The 26,292-nt window shown below is 70.5% G+C and carries 27 protein-coding genes; 10 read left to right on the top strand and 17 right to left on the bottom strand.

Annotated elements, in window-relative coordinates; all coding sequences use genetic code 11:
* Positions 1-17 precede the first annotated feature (17 nt).
* The 8 genes from ACFY0U_RS27150 to abc-f form a co-directional block, all read right to left on the bottom strand.
* The gene (locus tag ACFY0U_RS27150) at positions 18-1,265 is read right to left on the bottom strand and encodes a cytochrome P450 (RefSeq protein WP_388640032.1); all 1,248 of its coding nucleotides are present in this window, start codon (positions 1,263-1,265) and stop codon (positions 18-20) included.
* Positions 1,266-1,354: 89 nt separating this feature from the next.
* Complete coding sequence (locus tag ACFY0U_RS27145) at positions 1,355-2,731, bottom strand: cytochrome P450 (RefSeq protein WP_388640030.1); 1,377 nt, start codon at positions 2,729-2,731, stop codon at positions 1,355-1,357.
* 8 nt (positions 2,732-2,739) lie between these two features.
* Positions 2,740-3,300 carry an ATP/GTP-binding protein gene (locus ACFY0U_RS27140; RefSeq protein WP_171145029.1) on the bottom strand — a complete coding sequence of 187 codons (561 nt, stop codon included), beginning with the start codon at positions 3,298-3,300 and terminating at the stop codon, positions 2,740-2,742.
* Positions 3,301-3,305: 5 nt separating this feature from the next.
* Positions 3,306-3,692 carry a DUF742 domain-containing protein gene (locus ACFY0U_RS27135; RefSeq protein ID WP_266831011.1) on the bottom strand — a complete coding sequence of 129 codons (387 nt, stop codon included), beginning with the start codon at positions 3,690-3,692 and terminating at the stop codon, positions 3,306-3,308.
* Positions 3,685-4,512, bottom strand: coding sequence for a roadblock/LC7 domain-containing protein (locus tag ACFY0U_RS27130; protein WP_388640317.1), 828 nt, complete (start codon positions 4,510-4,512; stop codon positions 3,685-3,687). Before ACFY0U_RS27130 ends, ACFY0U_RS27135 begins: the two co-directional genes overlap by 8 nt.
* Positions 4,513-4,532: 20 nt before the next feature.
* A complete protein-coding gene (locus ACFY0U_RS27125; RefSeq protein ID WP_388640027.1) occupies positions 4,533-5,627 on the bottom strand; it encodes an ATP-binding protein in 1,095 nt (364 codons plus the stop codon).
* A gap of 361 nt (positions 5,628-5,988) precedes the next feature.
* Complete coding sequence (locus ACFY0U_RS27120) at positions 5,989-6,558, bottom strand: dihydrofolate reductase family protein (RefSeq protein ID WP_388640026.1); 570 nt, start codon at positions 6,556-6,558, stop codon at positions 5,989-5,991.
* A 215-nt stretch (positions 6,559-6,773) separates the two neighbouring features.
* Complete coding sequence (gene abc-f, locus ACFY0U_RS27115) at positions 6,774-8,423, bottom strand: ribosomal protection-like ABC-F family protein (RefSeq protein WP_388640024.1); 1,650 nt, start codon at positions 8,421-8,423, stop codon at positions 6,774-6,776.
* A 268-nt stretch (positions 8,424-8,691) separates the two neighbouring features.
* Between abc-f and ACFY0U_RS27110 the strand changes: the two genes are divergently transcribed.
* Together ACFY0U_RS27110 and ACFY0U_RS27105 are read left to right on the top strand one after the other, a co-directional pair.
* Complete coding sequence (locus ACFY0U_RS27110) at positions 8,692-9,123, top strand: DUF4279 domain-containing protein (RefSeq protein ID WP_388640022.1); 432 nt, start codon at positions 8,692-8,694, stop codon at positions 9,121-9,123.
* Positions 9,124-9,397: 274 nt separating this feature from the next.
* A complete protein-coding gene (locus tag ACFY0U_RS27105) occupies positions 9,398-9,601 on the top strand; it encodes a cold-shock protein (protein WP_037751662.1) in 204 nt (67 codons plus the stop codon).
* A 132-nt stretch (positions 9,602-9,733) separates the two neighbouring features.
* Here ACFY0U_RS27105 and ACFY0U_RS27100 read toward each other — a convergent pair whose 3' ends face one another.
* Together ACFY0U_RS27100 and ACFY0U_RS27095 are read right to left on the bottom strand one after the other, a co-directional pair.
* Positions 9,734-10,669 carry an NADP-dependent oxidoreductase gene (locus ACFY0U_RS27100; protein WP_388640019.1) on the bottom strand — a complete coding sequence of 312 codons (936 nt, stop codon included), beginning with the start codon at positions 10,667-10,669 and terminating at the stop codon, positions 9,734-9,736.
* Positions 10,670-10,826: 157 nt separating this feature from the next.
* Positions 10,827-11,927, bottom strand: coding sequence for a nuclear transport factor 2 family protein (locus ACFY0U_RS27095; RefSeq protein WP_388640018.1), 1,101 nt, complete (start codon positions 11,925-11,927; stop codon positions 10,827-10,829).
* 150 nt (positions 11,928-12,077) lie between these two features.
* On the opposite strand from ACFY0U_RS27095, the gene sigJ reads away from it, so the two are divergent.
* The 3 genes from sigJ (at position 12,078) to ACFY0U_RS27080 (ending at position 15,914) form a co-directional block, all read left to right on the top strand.
* Positions 12,078-13,016 carry an RNA polymerase sigma factor SigJ gene (gene sigJ, locus ACFY0U_RS27090; RefSeq protein ID WP_388640017.1) on the top strand — a complete coding sequence of 313 codons (939 nt, stop codon included), beginning with the start codon at positions 12,078-12,080 and terminating at the stop codon, positions 13,014-13,016.
* A gap of 209 nt (positions 13,017-13,225) precedes the next feature.
* Positions 13,226-13,720, top strand: coding sequence for a hypothetical protein (locus tag ACFY0U_RS27085; protein ID WP_388640016.1), 495 nt, complete (start codon positions 13,226-13,228; stop codon positions 13,718-13,720).
* A gap of 34 nt (positions 13,721-13,754) precedes the next feature.
* Complete coding sequence (locus tag ACFY0U_RS27080; protein WP_388640014.1) at positions 13,755-15,914, top strand: alpha-galactosidase; 2,160 nt, start codon at positions 13,755-13,757, stop codon at positions 15,912-15,914.
* A gap of 347 nt (positions 15,915-16,261) precedes the next feature.
* Here the strand turns inward: ACFY0U_RS27080 and ACFY0U_RS27075 are convergent, their stop codons facing one another.
* The 3 genes from ACFY0U_RS27075 to ACFY0U_RS27065 are packed head-to-tail and all read right to left on the bottom strand — an operon-like array spanning position 16,262 to position 18,709.
* Positions 16,262-17,035, bottom strand: coding sequence for a class I SAM-dependent methyltransferase (locus ACFY0U_RS27075; protein ID WP_388640012.1), 774 nt, complete (start codon positions 17,033-17,035; stop codon positions 16,262-16,264).
* Between the two features lie 10 nt (positions 17,036-17,045).
* Entirely contained in the window at positions 17,046-17,858 is an 813-nt protein-coding gene (locus ACFY0U_RS27070; protein ID WP_388640010.1) for an LLM class flavin-dependent oxidoreductase, read from the bottom strand.
* Complete coding sequence (locus tag ACFY0U_RS27065) at positions 17,855-18,709, bottom strand: alpha/beta fold hydrolase (protein ID WP_388640008.1); 855 nt, start codon at positions 18,707-18,709, stop codon at positions 17,855-17,857. The genes ACFY0U_RS27070 and ACFY0U_RS27065 overlap by 4 nt, the downstream gene beginning before the upstream one ends.
* A gap of 94 nt (positions 18,710-18,803) precedes the next feature.
* Here ACFY0U_RS27065 and ACFY0U_RS27060 point away from each other — a divergent pair, with 94 nt between their 5' ends.
* Positions 18,804-19,709 carry a LysR family transcriptional regulator gene (locus tag ACFY0U_RS27060; protein WP_388640007.1) on the top strand — a complete coding sequence of 302 codons (906 nt, stop codon included), beginning with the start codon at positions 18,804-18,806 and terminating at the stop codon, positions 19,707-19,709.
* A 55-nt stretch (positions 19,710-19,764) separates the two neighbouring features.
* Here the strand turns inward: ACFY0U_RS27060 and ACFY0U_RS27055 are convergent, their stop codons facing one another.
* From ACFY0U_RS27055 to ACFY0U_RS27045, 3 genes are read right to left on the bottom strand one after another with little or no spacing between them, the layout of a single operon-like run.
* The gene (locus ACFY0U_RS27055; protein WP_388640005.1) at positions 19,765-20,475 is read right to left on the bottom strand and encodes a hypothetical protein; all 711 of its coding nucleotides are present in this window, start codon (positions 20,473-20,475) and stop codon (positions 19,765-19,767) included.
* 40 nt (positions 20,476-20,515) lie between these two features.
* Complete coding sequence (locus tag ACFY0U_RS27050; protein ID WP_388640003.1) at positions 20,516-20,677, bottom strand: hypothetical protein; 162 nt, start codon at positions 20,675-20,677, stop codon at positions 20,516-20,518.
* 40 nt (positions 20,678-20,717) lie between these two features.
* Complete coding sequence (locus ACFY0U_RS27045; RefSeq protein WP_388640001.1) at positions 20,718-21,296, bottom strand: TetR/AcrR family transcriptional regulator; 579 nt, start codon at positions 21,294-21,296, stop codon at positions 20,718-20,720.
* A gap of 69 nt (positions 21,297-21,365) precedes the next feature.
* Here ACFY0U_RS27045 and ACFY0U_RS27040 point away from each other — a divergent pair, with 69 nt between their 5' ends.
* Positions 21,366-21,959 (top strand): dihydrofolate reductase family protein, encoded by a 594-nt coding sequence (locus ACFY0U_RS27040; RefSeq protein ID WP_388639999.1) that lies wholly within the window; start codon positions 21,366-21,368, stop codon positions 21,957-21,959.
* 124 nt (positions 21,960-22,083) lie between these two features.
* Positions 22,084-22,737, top strand: coding sequence for a TOPRIM nucleotidyl transferase/hydrolase domain-containing protein (locus tag ACFY0U_RS27035; protein WP_388639997.1), 654 nt, complete (start codon positions 22,084-22,086; stop codon positions 22,735-22,737).
* Between the two features lie 40 nt (positions 22,738-22,777).
* Here the strand turns inward: ACFY0U_RS27035 and ACFY0U_RS27030 are convergent, their stop codons facing one another.
* On the bottom strand, positions 22,778-23,137 hold the full coding sequence (locus tag ACFY0U_RS27030; protein WP_388639995.1) for an excisionase: 360 nt from the start codon (positions 23,135-23,137) through the stop codon (positions 22,778-22,780).
* A gap of 68 nt (positions 23,138-23,205) precedes the next feature.
* Between ACFY0U_RS27030 and ACFY0U_RS27025 the strand changes: the two genes are divergently transcribed.
* Together ACFY0U_RS27025 and ACFY0U_RS27020 are read left to right on the top strand one after the other, a co-directional pair.
* On the top strand, positions 23,206-24,192 hold the full coding sequence (locus tag ACFY0U_RS27025) for a Clp protease N-terminal domain-containing protein (protein WP_388639993.1): 987 nt from the start codon (positions 23,206-23,208) through the stop codon (positions 24,190-24,192).
* Positions 24,193-24,366: 174 nt separating this feature from the next.
* Entirely contained in the window at positions 24,367-26,244 is a 1,878-nt protein-coding gene (locus ACFY0U_RS27020) for a hypothetical protein (protein WP_388639991.1), read from the top strand.
* Positions 26,245-26,292 lie beyond the last annotated feature (48 nt).

Genomic DNA, 26,292 nt, shown 5'->3' with positions numbered 1-26,292 from the left:
GGGGACTATTGGCGCGTTCATGCCAGTGTTACATCCAGGTTCAGCAGGCGCCTGAACGCCACCCGGGGGGCCGACGCGGGACGGCGGGCCAGGGTGAGTCTCGGCAGACGGGTGATCATTTGGCGGAGCAGGGTCTGCGCTTCCAGCCGGGCCAGCGGTGCTCCGAGGCAGTAGTGGATGCCCCAACTGAAGGCCAGGTGGCTCGGGTTGCGGTGCGGGTCGAACGAGTCCGGATCGGTGAACCGGGCGGGGTCGCGGTGGGCGGCGCCCACGAGGAGATGGACCATCTCGCCGGCACCGACCTCGATGTCGTCCAGGATCGTGTCCTGGGCGGCGACGCGGCTGATGACGTGGGTGGGAGGGTCGTAGCGCAAGGACTCCTCCACGAACGAGGGGACCAGGTCCGGCTGCCGGGCGAGCAGACTCCAGCGGTCGGGGTCCTCGACGAGCAGGAGGGTCATCGTGGAGAGCAGGGTCGCGGTGGTCTCCAGGGCCGCCAGCAGGACGAACAGGGCGAGGAAGTAGACCGCCTCGTCGGCCTTGTCCTGATCCGGTTCCAGCTCGTCCCAGGTGCGTATCCACTGGGAGACGGGGTCGTCGCCCGGACGTTTTCGGCGTTCGCGGACCAGGCCGAGGAAGTAGGCGCGCAGTTCGGCCATGGCGGCGTCGGAACGGGCCAGTTGGCTGGCGTTGGGGAGGAGTTCCTGGGTGAAGACCTGGTCGTGGGTCAGCTCACGCAGGCGGGGCCAGTCGGCGCTCGGCAGTCCGAGCCAGTCGCCGATGGTGGCGACGGGAAGCTCCTCGCTCACCAGCGCCGAGAAGTCGGCCTCTCCCTCGTGCAGACGCTCCGCGAGAGTGTCGAGGAGCCGGTCGACCACGTCACGCACCCGACGGCCGATCTGGTCGATGGTGCCGCGGTCGAAGGTGCCCGCCGACCGGCGTACCCGGGTGTGCTCCGGGGGGTTGAGGGCGGGCAGGGTACGGCTGATCTCCCGGGAGGAGGGGGCGCTCCAGCGGGTGCGCGCGCCTTGCTGCTCCCGCCACTTGGTGTCCGGTTCGAGCCAGGTGCCGCTGCGCAGCACCTGCTCGCAGGTGGCGTAGCTGCTGATGAGTAATCCGCCCCAGGGCGCGGGGCTGACTTCGCCGCGCGCCCTGAGCTCCGCGTAGATGGGGAACGGGTCGGCCTGTCCTTCGGCCGTCCGAAGACGGGAGAACAGGGAGATGGTCGCCCGACGGTCCGAGGACGGAGTCGCGAGACTTCCCACGATGACGGCTCCTTTCTGCCAGCCGCCATCCGTACCCGTTTGATGCTTGAAGCATCCAATAACACAGTGTTCTCGTAGGGTTACTTACGTCACTCGCCATTCACCCAGGCCCGGAACCGGCTGAACAGACCGCCCTTGGGACGCGGTGCGGCGTGGGCCGCTCGGCCCGCCGAGGCCGACTGCGGAGCCGTGGCGGTGGAGTGCGCCGGCTGAGCGGAGGAGGGTGCCGCGGGCCGGGTGCGGGCCGCGGGCGCCACGGTGCGGGGGGTGTAGCGGATGGGCACGGTGACCAGCGAGCGGCTCCAGGGAGTCGCCACCCAGGCGAGTTCCTTGAAGGGGACGCGCATCTCGACATCGGGCAGCCGGTTGAGCAGGGACTCCACGGCGGTGGCCGCGATCATGAAGGCCGGGTCCTTGGCCGGGCAGGCGTGCGGGCCCGCGCCGAACGCGAGATGGGCCTTGGAGCTGAGCTGTTCGCGGTGCTCGGTCAGCTTGGGGTCGGTGTTGGCCGCCGCGAAGGAGATCAGGACCGGGTCGCCCGCCCGCAGGGTCCGGCCGCCCAACTCGACGTCCTGGGTGGGGTAGTGGCCCGCGTAGTTGGCGATCGGGGCGTAGTTCCACAGGGTCTTCACGACCGCGTCCTCGGCGGGCAGACCGCTCGGCCAGTCCTCGCTGAGGTACAGCGCGGCGCTCGTGCCGATCGAGGCCGACAGGGGCGCGGTGCCACCGGAGAGCAGGGTCACGAGCTGGTGCAGCACCTCCTCGTCGGTCAGCCGGGCGGAGTGCACCATCAGCCGGGTGGTGAGGTCCTCACCGGGTTCCCGGCGCTTGAGGGCGATCAGTTCGCCGAGCGCGCCGCCCAGGATCTCGTCGGCGCCCGGGGTGCCCTGGAAGATTCCGGTGATCCCGGCGATGACGCGGTCGCCGAGCTCCGGTGGGCAGCCGAACAGGTCGCCGAAGACCAGCAGGGGCAGCGGCTGGGCGTAGGCGGCCATCAACTCGGCTTGGCCGAGGGCCTCGGAGCTGAAACGGCTGATCAGGTAGTCGGCCGACTGCTGGGTCAGCCTGACGAGCCGGCCCTGGTCGACGGTGGCGAGGCTGTCCGTGACCGCCTGCCGCAGCCGGGCGTGCGCGGCGCCGTCGCTGAACAGGGCGTTGGGGCGGTAGCCCATCATGGGCAGGGCCGGACTGTCCGCCGGTACCCGGCCCTCGTTGAGGGCGTTCCAGCGGCGTGAGTCCCGGACGAACAACGTCGGGTTCTGAAGGATGTACAGGCTCGCGTCGTAGCTGGTCACCAGCTCGACCTCGACGTCCGGCGCGATGTCGACGGGGGTGCTGGGGCCCATCGAGCGCAGCTGGTCGTAGGTGCGCTCGGGGTCCGAGCCGAATTCGGGCCCGTACATCGCGACGTTGCCGTGTGCGGGGCAACCGGCCGGTATCCCGGTCGGCTCGAAGGGCTGTTGCATGATGGCTCCTAGCCGAGTGAGGACAAGAGGTGCTTCACGAGCGTGATGAGGGCCTGCATCGAGGAGTCCTGGTCACGGACGTCGCAGTCGATGACCGGTGTCTCCTCGGAGATGTTGAGTGCCTCGCACACTTCGGACAGCGGGAAGTGGTTCTTGCCGTCGAAGGTGTTGACCCCGATGACGTAGGGCAGCCCGAAGGCTTCGACCAGGTCCAGGATCGGAAAGGTCTCCTCCAGGCGCTCGGGGTCCACCAGGACCAGTGCGCCCAGCGCTCCTCGCGACAGGCCCTCCCACATCTGCTTGAACCGCTCCTGGCCGGGAGTTCCGAAGATGTAGAGGACCAGGTCCTCGCTGAGGGTCAGACGCCCGAAGTCCATCGCCACGGTCGTGGTCGTCTTGTCCGGGGTCTCGGAGAGGTCGTCGAGGCCCTCGCTGGCCTCGGTTATCTCCTCTTCGGTCTGTAGCGGCTCGATCTCGGAGACGCTTCCGATGTATGTGGTCTTCCCGACCGCGAAGTGGCCCACGACCAGGACTTTCACGGAGCGGGAGACGTCGGGATCCAGATACAAGGCGGTTACGCTCCGGTTCGAATTCGCATCAGGCCGTCGAGCACGGCGGTGAGCAGGACGGGGTCATGGCGTTCGGCGTGCGGCACCGGATTACGCACATGAATGAGGCCGTCCTCGGCCATCTGAGCCAGCAGGATGCGCACGATGCCCAGGGGCAGCCGTGTGTGGGCGGCGACCTCGGCGACGGAGAGGTAGCCGTCCGCGATGAGGTCCATGACCGTGCGGGATTCCGGAGCCAGGGTGCGGGTCGCGGCCGAGGCGCCCTCCTGGGCCGTGATCATCGTGGTGTGCTCGTACTCGCTGTCCCGGGGCAGTGCGCGTCCCCCCGCGACGATGAAAAGCGGGACTAAGGGGGCCGTCAGCTCGAGCTCACTGGACGGGTCGTCATGCATCGCTGGCCCTCTCTCCCTGCGCGACCGTCCGCGAGATGAGCGCGGGCATCGCGTCACTCAGATGTGCGGTGAAGTCCTCGATGTCGCAGTCGTGCTCGGCCGCCGCCGCCAGGAAGTCGCCGTCGCCGGCCGCGATCAGGAAGATCCAGCCGTGCTGGAACTCGATGACCGTCTGACTCCACTCGTCGTCGTGCGCCCCGCCCGCGAACGGCGCGGTGGCCCGGCTGTAGGCGTGGATGCCGGTCATGGCCGCCGAGATGGTGTCCGCGAGGTCCCTGCCGATCCCCGTGCTGGCCCCGCGCGGCAGCCCGTTCGCACCGAGCAGCAGGGCGTGCAGGGCGCCCGGCACCGAAGCGACGGCCTTGTCCAGTTCACCGAGAACGGTGACCGACCTGTCCACCTCGTCGCGCGGTGCTTCCGAGCTCTCCCCGGACTGCTCCGCGTCACCGGCGTTCACCCGCGGCGGGGCGGTGAGGTTGTTGCCCAGCCGGGCGACCAGCCGGTTCATACGGAAGCTGAGCTGCTCCATGTCCACGTCGGGCTCCGCGGCGGCGGCCAGATAGGCGCCCTGTCCGGCGCCGATCAGGAACACCCAGCCGTGCTGGAACTCGATCACGGTCTGGATCCACGCCCGGTCCTGCGAGGTGCCGGCGAAATGGGCCGTGGCCCGGCTGAGCGACTGCATCCCGGCCATGGCCGCCGAGATGGTGCGTACGTCCTGGCCGGTCAGGCCGTCCGTGGCCCCGCGCGGTATACCGTCCGCGGACAGCACCACGGCGTGCCGCGCCCGGGGGACGTTGTCCACGATGTCCTGGACCATCCACGACAGGTCTGTCGTACTCATGCGTTGTCAGACCCTCCGGGCGTCGGGGTGTCCAGAGAGGCCACGTCACGCGCGGTCTGCGTGCCGCGCTGGAGAGCGGCCAGGCTGCCGGCGCCGCGTCGGACGGCCCGCCTGGCCGGCGCCTCCCCGGCGCCGGAGTTGCCGGTGGGTGACACACGGGCTCCGCGCTTCGGCAGGCCGCCCGCGGTACGGGAGGTCTCCACCGACACGGGCCGGATGTTACTCACGGGAGCTTCCGTGGCCGGCGGCAGGGCTTCCTCCATGGTCCACAACTCCTCGGGCAGCAGGACGACGGCGCGTACGCCGCCGTATCGGGAGACGCCGGTGACGTCCACCTTGAAGCCGTGCTGGCGGGCGATCAGACCGATCACGGGGAAGCCGAACTTGGGCTGGGTGCCCAGCTGGGACAGCCGGGGGACGTCGTCACCGGACAGCAGCGCGCTCGCCCGCTGCCGGTCCTCGTCGCCCATGCCGACGCCGGCGTCGTCGATGACGATGCACAGGTTCTTCTGGGCCTGGCGGAAGGTGACCTCGATCGGCGCGTCCGCCTGGGAGAAGCTGGCGGCGTTGTCGAGCAGTTCGGCGACGGCCAGGGCGACGGGTGCGACGGCGGAGGCCTTCAGCGCGATGCCGCTCGGCTGCATGATCTCGACCCGCTGGAAGTTGCGGATCTGGCTCTGGGCGCTGCGGACGACGTCGTAGACGCTGGCGGGCTGGTTGCGGCGGCCCAGAGGCGCACCGCACATCACCGCGATGCCCTGCGCCTTGCGGGCCATCTGGGCGTTGGCGTGGGTGATGTCCATCAGATCGGCCAGGACCGCGTGGCCGCCGTACTCGCGCTGGACCCCGTCCAGCAGTGTCGTCTGCTCGGCCGCGAGGCTCTGGAGGAAGCGGGCGGCGCCCTTGAGGACCGCCTTGGTGTTCTCCTCGGCGGCCTGCTCCGCTTCCCGGATGACACCGTCCTGCTCGTTGCGGATCCTGGCCAACTCGATCTGGGTGCGGGCCAGTTCATCCTGGCTGAATGCCAGCCGGGCCTCCAGTGCGGCCTCGGACTCCCTCTTCCTCCTCGTCAGGCCTCTGCTTCGGAGCACGAGTGCCACGACGGCGGCTATGGCTATCACCGCTATCGCAACCAGGCACCAAAGAAGCACGTCTTGAGTCATGGAAACCTTTCCCGGTGCGTGGCATGCAGGCGTCAACAAATACAGCTCGCAAGGATCCGCAACCCGTCCAGGGGGACTGCACGGCGGATTGTGGCGAACTCACCGCGTTCAGGTTCAAGGCCTGAGCAAAAGTGGATCAAGGTCGCAGACGGCGGAATGCTATCACCGTCAACCGCACTCCCGGAGGCCACCCCTCCGGGTTGAATTGCGGTCAACGCACCTGCCGTGTATGGGCCGTTGACGATGCAACAGATCCCGGAGCCCGACGGTGCGGGGCGCCTGGGTGAACTCAGGTGTGCACAGTGGGCCGGTAGATGAGTTCTTGGATGTGGCCGTCGAGGATCCGGCTCTCGATCAGTTCGAGGTCGAAGTCGGCCGCGCCCTCGAAGACCGGGCTCGCCCCGGTCCGACCGGTGATCACGGGAAAGAGCGTCACCTGGACGCGGTCGACCAGCCCTGCGGCCATCAGCGCCCGGTTCATCGACAGGCTGCCGTGCGAGCGCAACGGCAGCTCGGACTCCTCCTTGAGCCGGGCGACGACGTCCACGGCATCACCGCTGACGAGGGTCGCGTCCGGCCAGCTCTGAGGTCCTTCGAGGGTCCTCGACACCACGGTGGTCGGCAGGCTCCTCATCCGGCTGTTCACCGGGTCGTTCACCTCCGGGCCCAGCATCTGCGAGAACAGCCGAAAGGTGTTCGCCCCGAGCACCAGCCGCTGCTCCTCGGTGTACAGGGCGAGTCGACGGTCGAGGAACTCGGCACCGTGCTTGCCCCAGTAACCGCCCCAGTCGCCTTCGCTGTTGTAGGACGCGTAGCCGTCGAGGCTGGCAAAGACGTCGAAGGTGTAGGTGGCGGTCATGGTGCTCTCCTCAAGTGCGGTTGATCGCGGTTTTGGGGATGGAGACCGGCAACCAGGGCGAGACTCATCGTTCCTCGGACGGAAACAACCACGAAACCCTTCCTCTATTTCCTCACCCCGGACGGTCTCCTGCGAATGGAGGGTGAGACCTTCGAACGAAGGGTCGTGTCGGATAGCCGGCTCGTGTGGCGGCGGGATTCAGCCGATCCAGGCGATCAGCACCTGCGGCCGCCGCGCAGTTCCCACCGGTCGCCCGGGAAGCGCTCTCGGAAGCCACGGTCGTGCGAGACCGCGACCACCGCTCCCGGGTACGACGCCAGCGCCGCCTCCAGGTCCTCGACCAGGTCCAGCGCGACGTGGTTGGTCGGCTCGTCGAGGACGAGGAGGTCGGCGGGCCGGGTCACCAGCCGGGCGATCTGAAGCCGACGTTGTTGTCCCGCGGACAGCGCAGCGACCGGCACGTCCAGATCCTCCTCACGGAACAGCCCCAGCGCCAGCAGCTGATCGGCGTACTCCTGCGGCAGCCCGGGCCGCCCGGCCGCGAAGGCGGCGAGCAGAGGGAGTGGCGTGGAGTGCGCGGGCAACTCCTGCGCCAGGTACCCGATCCGAGCCGGCCGGCGGGCCACGCCCGTGTCCGGCTCCAGGTCGCCCGCCAGGACACGCAGCAGCGTCGTCTTGCCCGCTCCGTTCTCGCCCGTGACCAGCAGCCGCTGTCCGGGCTCGATCGCAAGCAGTCCGTCCAGACGCAGCCGCGCGCCCACGCGTACGCCGTCGAGTTCGGCAAGGGGACCGCTCGGCGACGGGCCCTCGGTATGCGGCGCACCGCCCGCTGTCGGCGGCGCTGCCGTGAATCGCAGCGGCTCCGGCGGCGCTGCCACCGGGTTGCGTCGCAGATGGCCGAGCCGCTCCCGGACGGATCGCACCTGCCCGCCGAGCTTCGCCTGGTGCGAGCGGCGGTGCTTGCCGAAGCCCTGCCGCGGGTCCTTGCCGGTGGTGGCCAGCCGCTTCCCGGCGGCGTCGAGCAGTTCCTCGATACGGGCCACCTCCTCGACCCAGTCCGCGTGTTCCCGCTCCGCGCGGCGCCGGGCGGCGGCCTTCGCGGCGCGGTAGCCGGCCCAGCCGTCGCCGTACCGGCGCACCGCGTGCGCGTCCCGGTCGACCTCGAGGATCGTGGTGGCCACGCGTTCCAGGAAGCCGCGGTCGTGGGTGACCGCGACGACGGTGCCGCGGTGTGCGCGCAGATGCTCCTCCAGCCAGCGCACGGCCGCCGCGTCGAGATGGTTCGTCGGCTCGTCGAGGAGCAGCAGCTCGGGGGCCGCGGCCAGCACACAGGCCAGCGCGAGCCGTGACCGCTCGCCGCCGGAGAGTGTGTCGAGCACACGGTCGCGGGTGATCCCGGCGAGCCCGAGCCCGTACATCGCGGCATCCACGCGGGAGTCGGCCTCGTATCCGCCGCGTCGTTCGTATGCGATCAGCAGCTCGCCGTACGCGGCGAGCTCGTCCTTCGACGCATCGCCCAGGCGCACCTCCGCCGTGCGCAACCGGCGCTCCATGTCGCGCAGTTCGGCCAGGGCGAGGTCGACCGCGTCCCGCACCGTGCGGTCCGGGTCGAGGTCGAGGGTCTGGGCGAGGTGCCCGATGCCACCGGGGAAGGTGACGGTGATCTCCCCGGCGTCCGGCGCCTCGGCCGCGGCGAGCAGCCGCAGCAGGGTGGACTTCCCGGATCCGTTCTCGCCGATGACGGCGGCCTTCTCGCCCGGCCGGACGGTGAAGGAGACCTGGTCGAGGACGGTGCGGGTGCCGTAGGACTTGGTGACGTCCTTGACGGACAGCTGTGCCGTGACGGTGTGGGCGCGGTCGCGCATGTGGCTTTCCCTGATCGTACGAAGGGTCTACGGGCAGCAGAAACGGCGGCGGCGGCCGTGCCCGGACTCAGACGAAGAAAAGGAAAGCCATGCCCTCACCCTAACAAGACGAACCGTCTCGCCTCAACCCGCGGCGTACCGCGAGGCTTGTCGAGTCGTGGACGGACGATGCGGCGAGTGCCATGATCGCGCTGCCGTCGGGCGCGGGCCCGGCATGCAGGGGAGAAGCCGTGAAGCCGTACTTCGCCGCGCCGCAGGTTCGTGTGCCGTGAGCGCGTTTCGTATGCATCTCCGGGTGGTCAGCGAGTCCCTGCAACCGGAGGAGATCTCCAAGCGACTCGGAGCGGAGCCCGACGAGTCGACAGCGATCGGAAGCCGCAAGCACCCGCAGTCACCCCCGCGGTCCCATGCGACCTGGATCCGACACGTCGGGGCTGCGGAAGGCCGCGCGAGACCGGAGGATCTGGAGCCGGTGGTCGTCGGATGGGGGCCGGACCTTGCCGAGGCCCTCGGGCGGCTCGCGGACTCCGGAGAGGGTGACGTCTCCCTGGAGATCGTCCAGGAGATCACGGACCTCGACGACCCGCAGCAGAAGGGCATGGCCCTCGGGGCCGACCTGTTGGCCTGGATGGGGACGGCCAGGGCGACGCTGGACATCGATCAGTACGTATTTCACGAATGCGCCGACGAACCGGCATGACGACCTTCATCGCGTCGTCGTAAGTCTCCGCTGTTCAGGCGGTTGGGGCGGGTCGGTCGGGATTTGGGGTGGGCCTTCCCATCGGTCTCGTGGGGTTCACGGTTGTTGCTCTCTGGTGATCGTCCTTTCCGCCGTGTAGCGTCACTTCCAGCTGTCGTGGTTCGCAGTACCTGCCCGCGCTTAGGCGCGGGCGCTTTGCTGTGCAGTGCCGGACCAGGGCGATCACCTCCAGGACCGCGCGGTGCGGTTCTGACGTCTACTGAGAGGTACCAGCATGGCCAGCGGAACCGTCAAGTGGTTCAACGCGGAGAAGGGCTTCGGCTTCATCGCCCAGGACGGCGGCGGACCGGACGTCTTCGCCCACTACTCCAACATCAACGCCTCCGGCTTCCGTGAGCTCCAGGAAGGCCAGGCGGTGACCTTCGACATCACCCAGGGCCAGAAGGGCCCGCAGGCGGAGAACATCACCCCCGCCTGATGTGGGGGCCGGTCCTCGCGTACGAGAACCGGCATGACTCCTGCGTCGCCGCGGCGTTGTGTACGCCGCGGCGACGACGGACGGCCAACCGCCCGCGCCTGAGCGGGCACCGGCGCTGAGGATCCCGGGTCCCTACCCGATGGCCGCCTCGGCCGGACGAAGCACGATCTTTCCGTGCGTGTGCCCCCGTTCCAGCTCACGGAACGCGTCGCGCACCCCCTCCAGCGGGTAGCCGCGAGCGATCGGCACCTCCAGTTCCCCACGTGCCGCAAGGCGGGCCAGCTCGCCGACCACGACCGCGCACGCCGCCGCACCCTCACCGTAGGTCCGCGCCCCGACCCTGGCCGCGGCCTGCCAGTCGCGGATGGTGTTGATCCGCTCGGGCCGCACACCCAGCTCCACCGCCAGCTCGACGTAGCCGTCACCGAACGTGTCGATGAACGCGTCGACGCTCCCGCCGCCGGCCTCCCGGATCCGTTCGGCCACCCCCTCCCCGTACGCGACGGGGACGACACCGCGCTCCTTCAGCCAGGCATGGTTCCTCTCGCTCGCCAGCCCGATCACCGTGGCGCCGCGATGGCGCGCGAGCTGCACGGCGAGAGACCCGACGCCGCCGGCCGCACCGGACACCACGACCGTGTCCGTCGGCCCGGGATCCACCGCGAACACACAGGCGTACGCGGTCGTGCCGGACACGTACAGCGACCCGGCCACGTCCCAGGACAGTCCCGTTGGTCGCGAGACCACGTCCACGTCGTCGACCACGACGAACTCCGCGTGGCTCGCCCTGCCATGGGTGAAGCCCAGCACCTCGTCACCGACCGCGAAGCCGCGCACCTGCGGGCCGACCTCCGCCACGACACCGGCCAGATCACTGCCCTGCCCGGAGGGGAACGTGGCCGGCCAGCGTCCGTGCCGCGCGCCCTCGCGGATCATCACCTCGCCGGGCTGGATCCCGGCCGCGCGGACCTCGACCAGCACCTGTCCGGGGCCGGGCACGGGCCGCTCGACCTCCTCCACCCGCAGCACCTCGATCCCGCCGTACTCGTGGAACCGCACCGCTCTCATCGCGTGACCACCGCTTCCCCTCGCTCCGACAGGCCTGGGACGGCCACTCGCCGAACGCCGCTCGGCGACCGCACCCTCGCGGTCAACGGTTGGAGAACGGGATTGTCTTCCCGCGACTGCCGCCGCCACCGATAACGCCCGGACCCTGGGCGCCGGTTCAGTACCCGATGGCCTCCCGCAGGAGCAGCACGGTGCCGCGCCCCGGACGGGGCTCCGCGTTGAGGATGAGCAGGCGGTTCACGGCGCTGGGCATCCCGTACACCGCCTGGGCGCGGGCGTCCTCCAGCGGGAGGGCGTGCTCCTCGACGCGGCGCAGTGCCGTGCCCAGGTCGGGCACCACTTTCTGCGCGCCGACGATCCAGACCGCGTGGGCGGCGCCCCCCGCGTTGGCGGGGAGCTGGCTGCCGCTGCCCGAGGCGAGCACGAGCGAGCCGGTCTCGGTGACGGCGGCGACGCTGTTGACGACGTACTCCGGGGTGGCCACCAGCTTGCGGATCTCGTCGGCGCCGGTGGCACGGTCGATGGTCAGGACGCGGGGCCTGATGGCGTCGTACCGGTCGCCGGTGTTGATGTCCTCGTCGATGCCGGAGAGCCGGAGGGTCTCGCTGGCTCCGGTGAACACACTGGCGCCCTCGGGGACCAGGTCCTTGACACGGATGCGCGCGGCCGCGGCGTCGTCGAGGATCTCGGCGGCGAAGCCGTTGGCACGCAGCGCGGCGGCTGTCCGCTCCAGCCGTTCGGCCGACGCCGGCTCGGCGAAGGACGCGGCCGGAGCCGGGGGCGCCGTGGCGTCCGCCGAGGCCGCCCCGGAGGGCTGCGGCGCGCGGGGCGCCGTACCCGCCAGCGGGGAGGTGTCGAGGTACCTGACCTCGTACACCCGTTCCGCGAACTTCCAGCCTTCGTCGGTGCGCTGGTAACGGTCGTGGTAGACGGCGTAGTTCAGACCCTGGCGTCCGTCGAGAGCGCGCGCGAGTTCCTGGATGTAGGCGCGGCCGGTCGCGGTGTCGCCGTCGAGCAGGATCGTGCCGGGGTGCGTGGTCTGCACGAAGAAGTCCCACTGGCTCTGCAGCCGCTCGCCCCCGGCGAGGATCTCCTCGCGGCCGACCTGCTCGACGGGGATGTTCGGCATGCGCAGGGCACCGTCCGGTGTGAACAGGGACGCCAGACGGGCCCGGTCGCGCATCATCGCCGCGTCGGTGAACTCGCCGCGCAGCGCCTCGATCTCGACGCGGTCCGCGATGGCCTGGAAGTCGTTCATGGGAGTGGCCCCTCCGTGGTGTCGTCGTCCTCACCGGTACGACAACGCGGCCCCTCGGAATGTGAGGCGGCACGTCGATCTCACATTCCGAGGGGCTGTCCTGTCGTAAGGGGTAGAGGCACGACAGCGAGTGAGGGAGATGGCCGGACCATGACCACCAGAGCCGAGCCCGGCGACGAGCAGAGCGATCCGGGTCTCAGCGCGATCATGAGCGAGCGGCGTCGGCTGATCAACCTCGGCTATCGGCTCCTGGGATCCCTCGCCGACGCCGAGGACGTCGTACAGGAGACCTACGCCCGCTGGTACGCCATGTCCGAACGGGAGCAGCGGGCCGTCGAGTCGCCCGGCGCCTGGCTGATGACGGTCGCCAGCCGCATCTGTCTGAACCTGCTCGGCTCGGCGCGGGCCAGGCGGGAGACGTATGTGGGCGACTGGATCCCGGAACCGCTGCCCGAGCCCACGGAGTGGATCACCGGACGCTCAGGGGCCGACGGGACCGACCCGGCCGATCGGATCACCCTCGACGAGTCGGTGACGATGGCCTTCCTGGTCGTCCTCGACGCGATGACCCCGGCCGAGCGCGTCGCGTTCGTCCTGCACGACGTCTTCCGCTACCCCTTCGGCGACATCGCCGAGATCGTCGGCCGTACGCCGGCGGCGTGCCGCCAACTGGCCTCCTCCGCCCGCCGTCGCGTCCGCACCGCGCGGACCCCGGCGGGCCCGGGCGCCGAACAGGCCGACATCGTCAGGCAGTTCAGGTCGGCGTGGGAGGCGAAGGACATCGACGCCCTGATCGGCCTGCTCGACCCCGACGCCATCGCGACCGCCGACGGCGGCGGACTGGCCGTCACCCATCTGCACCCGATCGTCGGCGGTGAGCAGATCGCCCGTGCCTACGCCGAGATCGCCCGGCTCACCGGCGACCGCACGACGTTCCTGGAGCACACGGTCAACGGCCTGCCCGGCTTGGTGGCGCGACAGGACGGCAAGCTCGCGACGGTGTTCGCGTTCGAGATCGCCGGCGACCGGATCAGGCGCATCTGGGCGGTACGCAACCCCGAGAAGCTCCGTCCCTGGCGGATCAGCTGAGGGCGACGACCTCCGCAGGGCAGCCACAGCACGCCGTCATGCCGTCAGCGTGCTGCCTGTGGTGATCGATGTCAGTGCGTGCTGAGATGCTGCCGTCGCGCAGTTGTCGGGGAACTGGCCGCAAGGTGGGTCGACGGCACGGACGCGGACGGGTGGCGCGCGGTGGTCCGGCTGATCGCGCGGAGTCTCGTGGAAGGGGGCGGTCCGTAATGGACTCGGAGATAGTCGTCGCGGCGTGTGCCGTGGTCATCGCCGTGGCGTCGTTCGCTGTCTCGGTGTACGAGGTGCGCGCGACTCGGCAGCACAACCGGTACTCGGTGCGGCCCATTCTCCAGTTGCAGCGGGGGATGTCCGTGGGACAGAAGGCGGGGATCAGGCTGATCAACGCCGGTCTGGGCCCGGCGGTCGTCGTCGGCAGCACCCTGACGGTCGACGGCGAGGTCGTCGGCGAGTGGAACAAGGCCGGCGCGGACAGAGCCCGCGAGGGCCTCGTCGTACGGCCCTACGCGATGACGTTCGTCGAGACGCAGACCATCGCCACCGGCTATGAGGAGTTCCTGCTGAGCGTGGACCCCTATGATCCACAGGCTCATGCCGAGTTCCTGGACCTGATAACCCGGCGCCTGCACCTGGAGATCCGCTACGAGTCCCTCTACGGCGGGGAGAACTATCGCGTGACGTTGCGCCCGCGCACACAGGGCTGACGTACGGATCGCGTCCACCACAGGAGGGGAAGCGTTGACTACTGCTGTCGAAGCGGCCGAGGGATCTCTGCTCTGGTCCCATGAGGTTCTCGGGCTGCATGCCGTCGTGGATTCCGCCGGGACGGTCAGACTGGGCGCGCCGGGACAGGACTGGAACTCCCTGCTCCCGCTGGTCGAGGTCACCGCCACCGGTCACGGACGGAACTGGTCGGGGGAGCGTTTCGTCGAGACCGTGATCGGTGAGCGCCTGACCTACCGTGGCCACGAGACCGGTCAGGACGGCGACTGGCAGTGCACCACCATCCGGTTGGCGGATCCGGTGACCGGCCTCGCCGTCGACATCACCCTGCGGACATGCCCGGGCGCCGGATTCCTGCGCTCGCAGGTGCGCCTGGTCAACGAGGGGAGCGCCCCGCTGCGGCTGGAGAGCGTGTCGAGCCTGGCTCTCGGCGGCATGGCGGACGACAAGGGAACTCTGGACGGCTTGACCCTCCACTGGGCGGACAACGACTGGCTCGCCGAGTGCCGTTGGCGGCGGGCCGCGTTCCGCGACCACGTCGTCGCGCTCAACCGCTCCGCCCACGGCCACGAAGGGCGCGGCTGCTTCGAGCGCTACTCGCAGGGCAGCTGGTCCACGGGACGGCACCTGCCGGTCGCCGCGCTCACCGACCCGGCTGGTCGCGCCTGGCTCTGGCAGATCGAGTCCAGTGCGGGGTGGCGTTATGAGACCGGTGAACGCGAAGGCGCCGCCTACGTCGCCCTGTTCGGACCCGACGACGCCCACCACCAGTGGCACCAGGTCCTGGCGCCCGGCGAGGAGTTCACCACCGTCCCGGCCGTCCTCGCGGGCGTCGAGACCGGCGGCCTGGACGCCGCGTTCGGCCAACTCACCGACTACCGCCGCCGGATACGCCGCAGGCACCCGGACCACACCGCGCTCCCGGTGATCTACAACGACTACATGAACACCCTGATGGGCGACCCCACCACCGACAGACTCCTCCCGCTCATCGAGGCGGCGGGAGCAGCCGGCGCCGAGGTCTTCGTCATCGACGCCGGCTGGTACGACGACGACGCGCAGGGTTGGTGGGACGCCGTCGGTGCCTGGGAAGCCGCCGAGAGCCGCTTCCCGGGCGGCATCCGGCGGGTCCTGGACACCATCAGGGAGCACGGCATGACCCCCGGACTGTGGCTGGAGCCCGAGGTGATCGGCGTCCGCAGCCCGCTGGCCGCCACGCTGCCGCCCGAGGCGTTCTTCCGGCGGGGCGGCGTCCGGGTCACCGAGCACGGGCGGCATCACCTGGACCTGCGCCACCCCGCCGCCCGCGCCCACCTCGACCGGGTCGTGGACCGGATCGTGGGGGAGTGGGGTGTGGGGTATCTGAAGCTCGACTACAACGTCAACATCGGTCCCGGTACCGAGAACGGCGACGAGAGCGCGGGTGCGGGCCTCCTCGGGCATCACCGCGCCCACCTCGACTGGCTCGGCTCCCTCCTCGACCGCTACCCCGGCCTCGTCCTGGAGAACTGCTCCTCCGGCGGGCTGCGGATGGACTACGCGCAACTCGCGGTCGTCCAGGTGCAGTCCACCAGCGACCAGCAGGACCCCGTGCGCTACCCGCCCATCGCGGCGGCCGCCCCGACCGCCGTGACCCCTGAACAGGCCGCCGTGTGGGCCTACCCCCAACCCGACTTCAGCCTCGACCAGATCGCCTTCACCCTCACCGGCGCCCTGTCCTCCCGTATCCATCTGTCCGGGTTCCTCGACCGCATGAACCCGGAACAGTTCGCACTCGTCCGCACCGGCGTCTCCGCCTACAAGGCCCTGCGCTCGGAGATCCCCGACAGCCTTCCGTTCTGGCCTCTCGGACTGCCCTCATGGGAGGACACCTGGATCGCCTCCGGCCTGCGCGGCGACAGCGCCACCTGGCTGACGCTGTGGCGACGGCAGCCGGCCGACGAGCGGGAAGAAGGCCCGCGCGCACAGAACCGGAACGCAGCCGCCGACAGCACCCGCACCGTCCCGATCTCCCACCTGCACGGCGCCCACCTGACCCCCACGCTGCTCTACCCCTCCACCTCCGACGCCACCGCGACCTGGGACGCCGCCGCGGGCGAACTCACCGTCTCCCTGCCCCGGCCCGACACCGCTGTCCTCCTCCGCCTCGCCGCGGTGCCGCCAACCGCCGGGTAGGCGTGCACGGTTCGGCTGCCCCGCCCGCCGGAAAATGAGGTGCTCCGGCAAGGAGTCCGCCGTACGGTGGGTCTCGTTCAGGTGCGCAGGCTGCGGCTACTTCTCCTGTCAAGAGAGCGACGCGGGTTCGAATCCCGCCGCCGGCCTTTGGCCGGTGTCGTCCAGCGGCCCAGGACGCTTACGTCGCCGCCGCCGATTTCGATCTCTGAACACCGAAGGCCAGGAGCCGCCCGCCACGGGGGAACAGGCGGGCGGCTCCGCCATGTCGGTCGCTCGCGCACTGCGCCGACGGCTCCAGGTCCTACGGAGCTGCCGCTCTCGGTGCAAGCGCGCCGGAGGCCAGGTGGTCAACCTCGGCGTGCGCTGACCAGCCACGCGCGGGAGTCGAACCAGACGCCGTCGCCGGTGTCGTGCGCGTCGAGAGTCGCCCGAAGCCGGTCGAGTGCGCGCTCGGCGGACCGGGCATCCAGATCGGCGAGCCAGTCTTCCGCCATACGCAGCCGGAGCACGGCGGCAAGGGCGCGCTCGGTGTCCGGGCCGTAGTAGACGGGCTCACGTACGTCGACGACGTCGAGCGCGGTGAAGCCGGCCGAGGTCAGAAGATCGGTCACGACGTGCGGATCGGCCAGGGTGAACGGGTCGTCGGTCGCCAGGGCCGACGTCGAGGGCGGATGCCCGGGAGAGAGCGCCGCCCGGATCGCGACCTGCCAGTCCTGACGGTCCGCCGCCTGCCAGACCAACTGCACGAAGCGCGCATCCGGACGCAGCGCCCGTCCGATGTTGCCGAACGCGAGGACCGGGTCGGCGAAGAACATCGTGCCGAACCGGCTCACGGCCAGGCTGAAGTCCTCCGGCGGGAACGCGTGCGTCTGGGCGTCGGCCTGCACGAAATCGGCATTGCGAAGGCCTTCCGCCTCGGCCTGCTGACGGGCCCGCGCCAGCATCGCTCCCGAGACGTCGATGCCGAGCACGGCTCCCGGCGACGCGGCCCTGGCCGCGTCCCTGGTGGTCTGACCGGTGCCGCAGCCGATGTCGAGGACACGATCGCCGGGTCGGATGTCGAGGGCCTGCCGCAGCCGCTCGTGATACCGAGCCAGCTCCGCGTCGTAGTCGAACAACACGACCGTCTCCTCACGCCGCGGGGCCGTCACGGAGCACGCCCCGCACGGCGTCGAGCCGTACACCCGGATCGAACTCCGGCAGCCACCACGTCGCCCCGGCCGTCGCGTACGGCTCGGGATCGACACCGAGGGGGAGGCTCACGGCGATGTCGTACGAGTCCATCTCACCATGACGAAGTGCGGCGAGGGTGCCGACGACCTCGGCGAGCTGGTCCGGGTGTGCGAGATTGGCCGGGAAGAAGCCGTCGAGCCGGGCGGCCCGGCGGACCGGTTTGAGGTTGCCCGGGAACCCGGCGGCCCACACCGGTACGCCGGGCCGCTGGACCGGCCGCGGCAGGAACGCGATGTCCTGGACCGTGTAGTGCTCGCCGCGGTGCCGCACCGGCTCGCCGGACCAGGCGGCGGCCAGGATCGCCAGGGACTCGTCGAGCATCCTCCCGCGCTGTCGGTCGTCCAGTTGCTCCCCGGTCCTGGACAGTTCACCGGCGAACCGGTCGCTGCCGAGACCGACGCCGAGGGTGAGGCGGCCGTCGCTGAGCCGATCAAGCGTCGCGGTCTCCCGCGCGACCTTGGCCGGGCGGCGCCGGGCGAGCGCCGCCACCATCGGACCGAGCCGCAGCCGCTCGGTCGCGGTCGCGATCGCCGCCAGCGCGATCCAGGGGTCGGCGACCTGCCGGACCGGCGCCCGCCAGCACAGCTGATCCCACACGAAGCAGCCGTCCCACCCGGCCTCCTCCGCGTCGGCGGCGAGACGTGCGACCGCCCGCGGGTCGGCGAGGTCGTCGAAGAGCGGTAGCCAGAGTGCCGAGCGCAGCCGCTTCATGGACGGCCTCCCCGCGTGTGCCGGACCAGGGCCGACACGAAGTCGTCCCACAGCGCCCTCGGCAGATCGTGTCCGGCCCCCTCCAGGACCAGCAGCTCGGCGCCGGGAATCGCGTCGCGCAACGCCTCGCCGTGCGGCAGCGGCAGCAGCGAGTCGTGGTCGCCGTGCACCACGAGCGTCGGCGCCACGATGTCGCCGAAGCCTCCTCGCGTCGGCCCGTCGAACTCGATGGCGAAGTGGTTGACCAGAGTCGACGCGTAGTTCCTCGCGCGCGCCACGTCCCGTTCGGCCAGGGCCCGGATCGCGGCCTCGTCGAAGTACGGTGAGCCACCGGCGTACGCCCTCGCGCCTGCGACCACGTACGCGACGACCGCGGCGGTGTCGGAGGTGTCCGGCTCGGCCGGCATGGCGAGGTCGCTCGACGGCGACGGCAGGTCGTCGGCCCCGGTGGAGCTCGACACGAACGTCAGCGACGCGACCCGATCGGGATGGTCCACCCCGAGGATGAGTCCGGCCCCGCCGAACATCGACTGGCAGACCACATGGGCGCGTTCGAGGCCCAGGGCGTCCTGGATGCCGAGCACGTCCCGGGTGAGGTCGGTGAACGAGTACGTCGGCTGTCCCGGCGGGCAGCTGGTCGAGCGGCCGGTGTCCCGATGGTCGTAACGGACCACGAACCGGCCCCGGACGGCGATCCGCTCGCACAGTTCGGCGTCCCACCACAGCATGGAGGCGGCCGCTCCGGCGACCAGCACGATCGCCGGGTCCGCTCGGTCTCCGAAGGTCTCGACACACAACTCGGCGTCATCGACTTCGAGGAGCCGCTCGCCGTGAGACTGATGTGAGGTCATGTCGGAAACGCTAGGTTCCCGATGCCATCGGGAAAAGCGATGAGTTTCGATTGATTCGATCGCTCATGGCGATGAAACCACTACGCTGGAACGCGTGAGCGACGTCGAGCTGCGTCATCTCGCGGCGATGGCCGCCATCGTCGAGGAGGGCTCGTTCGGGCGGGCGGCCGCCCGTCTCGGGTACACCCAGTCGACGGTGAGCCAACAGGTGGCCGCGTTGGAGAGGGCCGTCGGCGGTCCGGTCTTCGACCGGCCGGGCGGACCCAAGCCGGTGCGGCTCACCCCGTTGGGCTCCGTGGTCCTGGGACAGGGGCGCGAACTGCTGGCGAAGGCGCAGGCACTGGCCGATGCCGTGGAGCGGTTCAAGGCGGGGGACGGGCGGATCGACATCGGCACGTTCCAGAGCGTGTCCAATGTGATCCTGCCGTCGGTCGTCCGACGGCTGCGGGACGAGCACCCCGGCTGCGACATCAGGTTGTCCGAGGAGGAGCCGGAGCAGCCGCAGATCGGCGACCTCGACCTGCTGTTCTACGACGGCCGCATCGACGGCGATGTCGAGCGACTCAAGCTGCTCGACGACCCCTACCTGCTGGTGGCGGGCGCCGGCACCTTCCCCGAAGGTCCGGTCCCGCTGGAGCGGCTCGACGGGGAACCGATGGTGGCCTGGCCGCTGACCTGCGACCAGCCCTTGATGGAGCAGGCAGTGGCCCGCAGCGGCGCCCGTCCGCGCATCGTGTTCCGCACCGCGGTCAACGACACCCTGCTGTCGATGGTGCGGGCCGGCCTGGGATCGGCGGTGCTGCCCTGGCTCGCCATCCGCGGTGCCGACATCGCGTCCGACCGCCGACTCCGCGTCCATGAGCTCCAGCCGTCCCTGCCGCCACGGGAGATCTACCTGCACCGGCGGGCCGGCTGCACCCACTCGCCGCTTGCCGCCCGGGCCGCCGAGATCGCCGTCGAGGTCGCGGCGGAACTCGCACCGCCGCCGGCCAGTACCTGATGCGGGTTCCCGTGAGCTCACGTGTTCACGTCCCGCTCGCTCTCGGCCCTTGCCGTCAGGGCAGGTCCGGGCATTCCTCGGCGAAGCCCTGTGAGACGGGCTGCCATGCGCCGTGCTCCGTACGCGCGCTCAGACGATCCGCTTCCTGCGCGGTCTCGATGAGCTGAGCGGTGGTCAAGGGGACCGCCGCCGTGAAGACCCGACCGAGGTGGTGGCAGTGCACCATCGGGCGGATTTCCTCCGAGTACGGCTCATCGGCGATGGCGAAGAGGTCGGGCAGGGTCCAGCCCAGCGGGCCTGCCACGGCAGAGAGTTGCTGGTGGCGGTGGGGACTCGGGTCCCAGCGCCACACCATCCCGTGCAGCGTGCTGAGGGACAGTCCCATGAACGGCAGTTCGCGGATGCCGAAGCCGCGATTGCGGATCAGCGCACCGAGCGTCGCGGCGAGCCTGGTCTCGGCGGGACGGCGGCCCGGCCACGTCGGCTGCACGAACGGTCCCGGCGCGGCGACACGGGGCAGCGAGCGGACGAAAGCCTCCAACGCGGCGAGCCGCGAGTGGTCGCAGTGACTGACGCGGTAGGCGAATTCCCGCATGACCCTGGGGTCGCGCTCCGGGGGAAGGAGTTCCGCCGGCACCGGGTGGCCCGCGACAACGAGAAGGTCGGCGGCCGGTATGCCGAGTTCGACGGCACGTTCGGTAAGTCGCCGCGGGGCGGTGTCGGTTCCACTCGCGGCGAGGCTGCTCAGGATCTCGGCCCGGTTCATGTGCGGAACCTAGCTGCCGCGACGGGCGGGCCGCGAACGATCACGACCCCTCACACGGCACGCCGCATACACGCCAGCTGATCTCACCCTTCTCGGCCTCCGTCCGCAGGTGGTAGGACGTCAGCAACGCCGCCAGGCCGTCCTCGACGGAAGCGGCCCGGTCCGGGTAGCGCACGATGGCCACCCCGGCTTGATCGGTCATGGCGCCGGCATCACACGGCAGAAGCGAGTCTCCGAGCCGTCTATTCTGCCGCCACGATGCGCTCCACCGCGGCCATCACCAGCTGTTCACGCTCCGCCTCCGTGAAGACGTCCGGCAGGGTGAGCTGTTCGACGATCAGCCAGTTCAGCGTCAGTATGAGCAGCTTGACGGCCGTGGCGTCGCCAGGCAGGCCGGAGGCCTCGTGATAGGCGACATTGGCGTCGACGTCGGCGCGGACCCGCTCGGTGAGGACCTTGCGCAGTTGGGGGCGGCGCGTGGCCTCCAGGCGGAGTTCCAGCAGAGCGAGGTAGCCGGTGCGGAAAGAGGCGATGCGGCCGACGAGCTCGCGCATCAGTTGGGCGTACGTCGCCCGGTCGCGGTCGGCCGCCTGGTGGCGGGCGATGGTGGCTTCGTCGGGCTGGAGCCGCTCGTAGACGCGGGCGCCGGCCTGGGTGAACAGGTCGTCGCGGCTGGCGAAGTAGTTGGAGGCCGTACCGGCGGGAACGGCGGCCTCGGCATCCACGGCCCGGAACGTCAGGCCGCGTGCGCCTTCTCGGGCCAGCACCTCGATCGCCGCGTCGACGAGGGCAGCGCGGCGCTGGTCGTTACGTCTCACCATTGACACCACTCCAGATGTAGTACTACCTTCAAACCACTATAAGCAGAGTACTGCGTGTGGGGGATCGCTGTGCGCAAGCTCGTGTACTACATCGGCGTCTCGCTCGACGGTCGCATCGCAGGCCCCGACGGCGAGTTCGACTTCTTTCCACAGGGCGACGAGCAGCAGGCCGGCGCCTACGCGGCCTGGATGAACGCGCTGTACCCGGACACCGTCCCGACCGCCTACCGCGCCGCCGCCGGCGTCGCCGACATGCCCAACCGGCGTTTCGACACGGTCGTGATGGGCCGCGACACCTACCGCCTCTCCCTCGACCACGGGATCACCAGCCCGTACGCGCACCTGCGCCAGTACGTCGTGTCCAGCACCCTCAAGCCGGACACCGACCCGGCCGTCACCGTCGTGCCGAGCGACCCGCTCGCCCTCGTCCGCGACCTGAAGGGCGAAGCGGGCACGGGCCTGGACATCTGGCTCTGCGGCGGCGGCCGGCTCGCGGGCAGCCTGTTGCCCGAGGTCGACGAGTTGCTGATCAAGACCTATCCGGTCGTGGCCGGTGCCGGAATCCCGGTCTTCGACGGCGCCTTCGCCCCCACGGTCTTCGATGTCGCCGAGCGCACCGCGTTCCCCAGCGGGGTCACTCTCACCCGCCTCGCCCGCCGCTAGTTCGTCGGCACGGGTCATGCCCCGGGCCGACGAGGGCACCGTCTTCTCGAGTCGTCGCCCGCGGAAAAGCCGTGTGCGTACGGGATCTCGTCCGTGTCACGATGGCGGCGGGAAGCGAGGTCTCGTGGACGAGTTGGGGCGATTCCGTCGGGCCGTGGTCGCGTGGGCGGCCGGCGGGGCAGGGGCGGACGACGCCGCCGCGGCGGCACGGGAGCTGGCCGGCGGTGTGCGGACGATCGTCCTCGTCGAGGGGAACAGCGATCAGGTCGCGCTGGAAGTGCTGGCCATGCGCCACGGCCGCGACCTGGAGGCGGAAGGCGTCGCGGTCGTACCGCTGGGAGGTGCGACGAACATCGGGCGCTTCCTGGACGTGTGCGGCCCCACGGGGCTGGGCCTGCCGCTGGCCGGTCTCTGCGACATCGGCGAGGAACGGCACTTCCGGCGGCATCTGGGACGGGTCGGGCTCGAGGCGGGTCTCTCGCAGGCCGGACTGGAGGCACTCGGGTTCCACGTGTGCGTCGCCGACCTGGAGGACGAGTTGATCCGTGCTCTCGGGGCCGAGGGCGTCTGTCAGGTGATCGAGGCCCAGGGTGAGACGCGCCCCTTCCTCACCTTCCAGGGCCAGCCGGCACAGCGGGAACGACCCGTGGAGCACCAGCTGCGCCGCTTCATGGGCACCCACAGCGGCCGCAAGGCCCTCTACGCGCAGGCCCTGGTCGCGCACCTGGACCTGGAACGGGTCCCCCGACCGCTGGACCGCCTCCTCGCACACGTCTGATCCGGCGAGCTCGACCCGCCCGGCTGTGCCGCTCGCGCCGTCAATCCCGCTCCAGCGCGGCCAGCCGCAGTTCGAGCTGGTCGACCCGGTGCCGTAGCAGGGCGACCTGCGCTTCCAGGCTGACCTCCCGCTCCGCCCTGCGCTGGATGCGCGGTGACGTGGCGGCGCGCTCGATGACCGCTTCCAGCTGGACCAGGCGCTGCGGCCCGTTCGGGCCGTCCACGAGCCGGGACTCGATCTCGCCGTTGCGATACCAGGCCCGCAGGGCCGAGCGGGAGACGCCGGTCTCGGCTTCCGCCTTGGCCAGCGTGACCCACGGTGTCTCGTCCAGTCGCTCGAACAGCTCCAGCTCGCTCTGCCAGCGCGCGAGCCGGTCGTCCCAGTTCGACGGTGTCTCCATCACACCCTCCCTTCGTCATGGTGACCCTATCAATAGCAGTGTATTGACAGGGTTGAGACACTGGAAGCATGACATTCGAACGGTTCTCGGTGAAAGCCCGCAAGGTCGTCGTCACTGCTCAGGAGGAGGCCAGGCTGCTCAAGCACGGCTACATCGGCACGGAGCACATCCTGTTGGGGCTGCTCGACGTGCCGGACAGCACAGCGGGGAAAGTCCTCGACCGGCTCGGGTACGACAAGGAGACCGCGCTGGCCGACATCGCCGCGGTGGCCAAGCCCGGCACACAGGAGCTGAGCGGCCACATCCCGTTCGCGCCGAGCGCGAAGAAGACGCTGGACCTCGCCCTGCGAGAGGCCCAGCAGCTGCGCCACACCTCCATCGGCACGGAACACATCCTGCTGGCCCTGGTCGCCGGGGAGGGCGAGAGCCTCGGCGCGAAGGTGCTCGCCCGGCGGATCGATCCGGTCAGCGAGGTCCGTACCGCGGTGTTGGCGTCCCTGGAGGGACCGCCGCAGGATGTCGCGCCCAGCCCGTGGCCGACCGGTACACCGGCCGCCGAGGACACCCTGTCCGTCGCCGGCGCGCTGGCCGGTGGCGCACCGGTGGGCAGCCATCACCTGCTTGAGGCGATGCTGCGGGCGGAGAACAGCATGGCGGCCAGGGTGCTGCGCGAACTCGGGGTCGACGCGGACACGGTCGCCGCGAAGATCGACGAACTCGACCCGGAGACCACCACCGACGCCAACCCGGAGGAGACCGCCGCGCGCCAGATGGAGATCCGTCTGGTCGACGGTGAGGTGCATCTGATCCTGCGGGACCCGGCCACCCTCACGCTCGCCAAGAAGGTCACCGAGCTCTCCGGCGGCCCCGTCCAGGGCGTGGGACCGGTCGCCGGCATGTTCGTCCCGCTCTGGCGGTCGACCAACCAGCTGCTGTCGCAGATCCAGCGCGTACTGGAGCCGGAACCCGACGGCGAGGGCGGATCCGCCGCGAGCAATGTGGCCAAGGCCGTGCGCACGGTGCTCGCGCCCCGGCTGCGCCGGCGAACCGACTGATCAGCGGGCGGGGATGCCTTGGCCGGAGCGGGTGATGAGGAGGCCGTGCGCCCGCCGGCTGCAACCAAGGCCGCAGCACATCGAGTTGGGGCCTGGTGACAAAGGCGCTGACCAGAGCTGCGTTGTTGTGAGCATGGGACGGTGGGGCCGGTTTCGCGGTCCTACCGTCCCAGCATGAACACGAGTCGCAGCAGAGGAAGATCCCTCGGGGCGCCGAGGAATGTCGCGCTGGCGGTGCTGCTGACCGTCGGGGCGTTCACCGGGGCCGTCCCGGACGCCCGGGGCGAGGGCGCGCGGACCGAGACGGCCGTGGCGTCGACGAGTCCCGTCGGCGGTGTGACCGAGACGCTGGTGCGGGTGAGGGCGCCGCTGCCGGCGTCCTTCGGGGCGCGGCCGGCGGCGTGCGACTGGCTGTCGTATCTGCGCTACCGGGCCGCCGACGGACCGGCGGAGTCGGCCGACGCCGACCGGATCCTCGTCGCCCAGCCGGGAATCCTGGAAGGCGCCGGAGCCTTCGACAGCGTCGCCCGCAACACCGTGGCCCGCGCCGCCGAGCAGGGGCGGCACATCGAGTTCTGGGCCCTGGACCGGCGCTCCAACTGTCTGGAGGACCGCACCGGTGTGGCCTCCGGCGACCAGCACACGGCCGTCGACTACTACTACCGGGGCAAGCAGGTCGAGGGGCGCACCTTCGACGGTTTCGTCGGCAACGGCGACCTGGGGTGGATGGCGAAGCTCGGCATCGAGCGGACCGTCCGCGACCAGTACGACCTGCTCACCGCCGAGCTGCCCGGCCAACGGCTGCGCAAGCAGAAGGTGTTGTGCGGCGGGCACTCGCTGGGCGGTGTGATCACCGGGTACTTCGCGACGGCCGACTTCGACGGCGACCGGGCCACCACGGCGGACGCCGGACACAACCAGTGCGCCGGCTACTTCGCCCTCGACACCACCGTCTCCACCTCGCTCGCCGACCTGAGCGGCAGCATCCCGGACGACACCAACCTGCCCGACGTGGGCCTCGGTCACGGCGTGGTCCAGGCCGGACTCGACAGCGGCGTGCTGTCCCGCACGCTGTCCGCGCCCGTGCTCCTCAACCCCGAGATGATGACCCTGCTGGCCATCGCCGGGCTGGGCGCGTTGCAGGATCCGGACGGCGAGGCCGACCTGCCGCGCTATCTGCCCGCCAACACCAACATCGACGTCACCAACCGCTTCCTGTTCTCCGAGGACACCGCCACCTTCCTCAGCGGATCCCCCGCGGTGAAGGACTTCCGGCTCACCAACGAGGCGATCCTCGGCGCGCTGATGGACGATCACTCCGTGCCGCTGGCGTTCCTCCAGAGCAGCGTGGGCTTCTTCGACGGCGGTCCCGTCGTCGACAAGAACTTCCCCGTCGCCAACGGGAGCGAGGAGCAACCGGCGCTGTTCGGCGGCGAGTACAAGGCCATCCCCGACCGGCCGGGCGGCCCGCTCTACACCTGGCGGAACTACGACCGCGTCGGCGACCCCGACGACCCCGGGTACCGGTCGGCCGACGGGACACCGTTCACCGACGCGGGCAAGGAGGTCACCGACATCCAGGAACTGGCCCGCAGCATGGCCGAGCAGCCCCTGGACTTCACCGAGCAGTACTTCCCGACCAAGCTGGTCACCGACCTCCAACTGTCCACGTCACCCCAGGTGAAGCGCCTCGTCGTCCACCCGGACGGGCTCACCGCCAACCCGACGCTCACCGTGCTCGCGGGCGACGGACTGCTGGCGGGCCGCGTCCCGGCGGACCTGGCCCCCGTGGTCGCCGATGGCTACCAGCACCTCGACGTACTGACCGCCGCGCCCACCCAGAACAACGGCCGTCCCGAACCCGTCTCCACGAGCCTGACGGAGTTCGCGCGGGACCCCGACCAGGGCGGTCCGGGGGGACCGTGGCCGCCGTTGCCGGGCGCTCAAGCGCCCGGCCGAGCCGGGCAGCGTCTCGCTGCGGGCCGAGTTGACCGACGTGACGGCAACACCCTGGTCCAGAGCGTCGAGCGGGCCTACCTCACGGTCCGGTAGGGCAAGGGCGGCACGGCGTGTCCGGGGACCGTCTCCCGGGCACGCCGT

Origin of the sequence: Streptomyces sp. NPDC001536, from assembly GCF_042894505.1 — a bacterium.
Taxonomy (GTDB): Bacteria; Actinomycetota; Actinomycetes; order Streptomycetales; family Streptomycetaceae; genus Streptomyces.
This window is presented reverse-complemented; position numbering and strand designations above follow the sequence as displayed.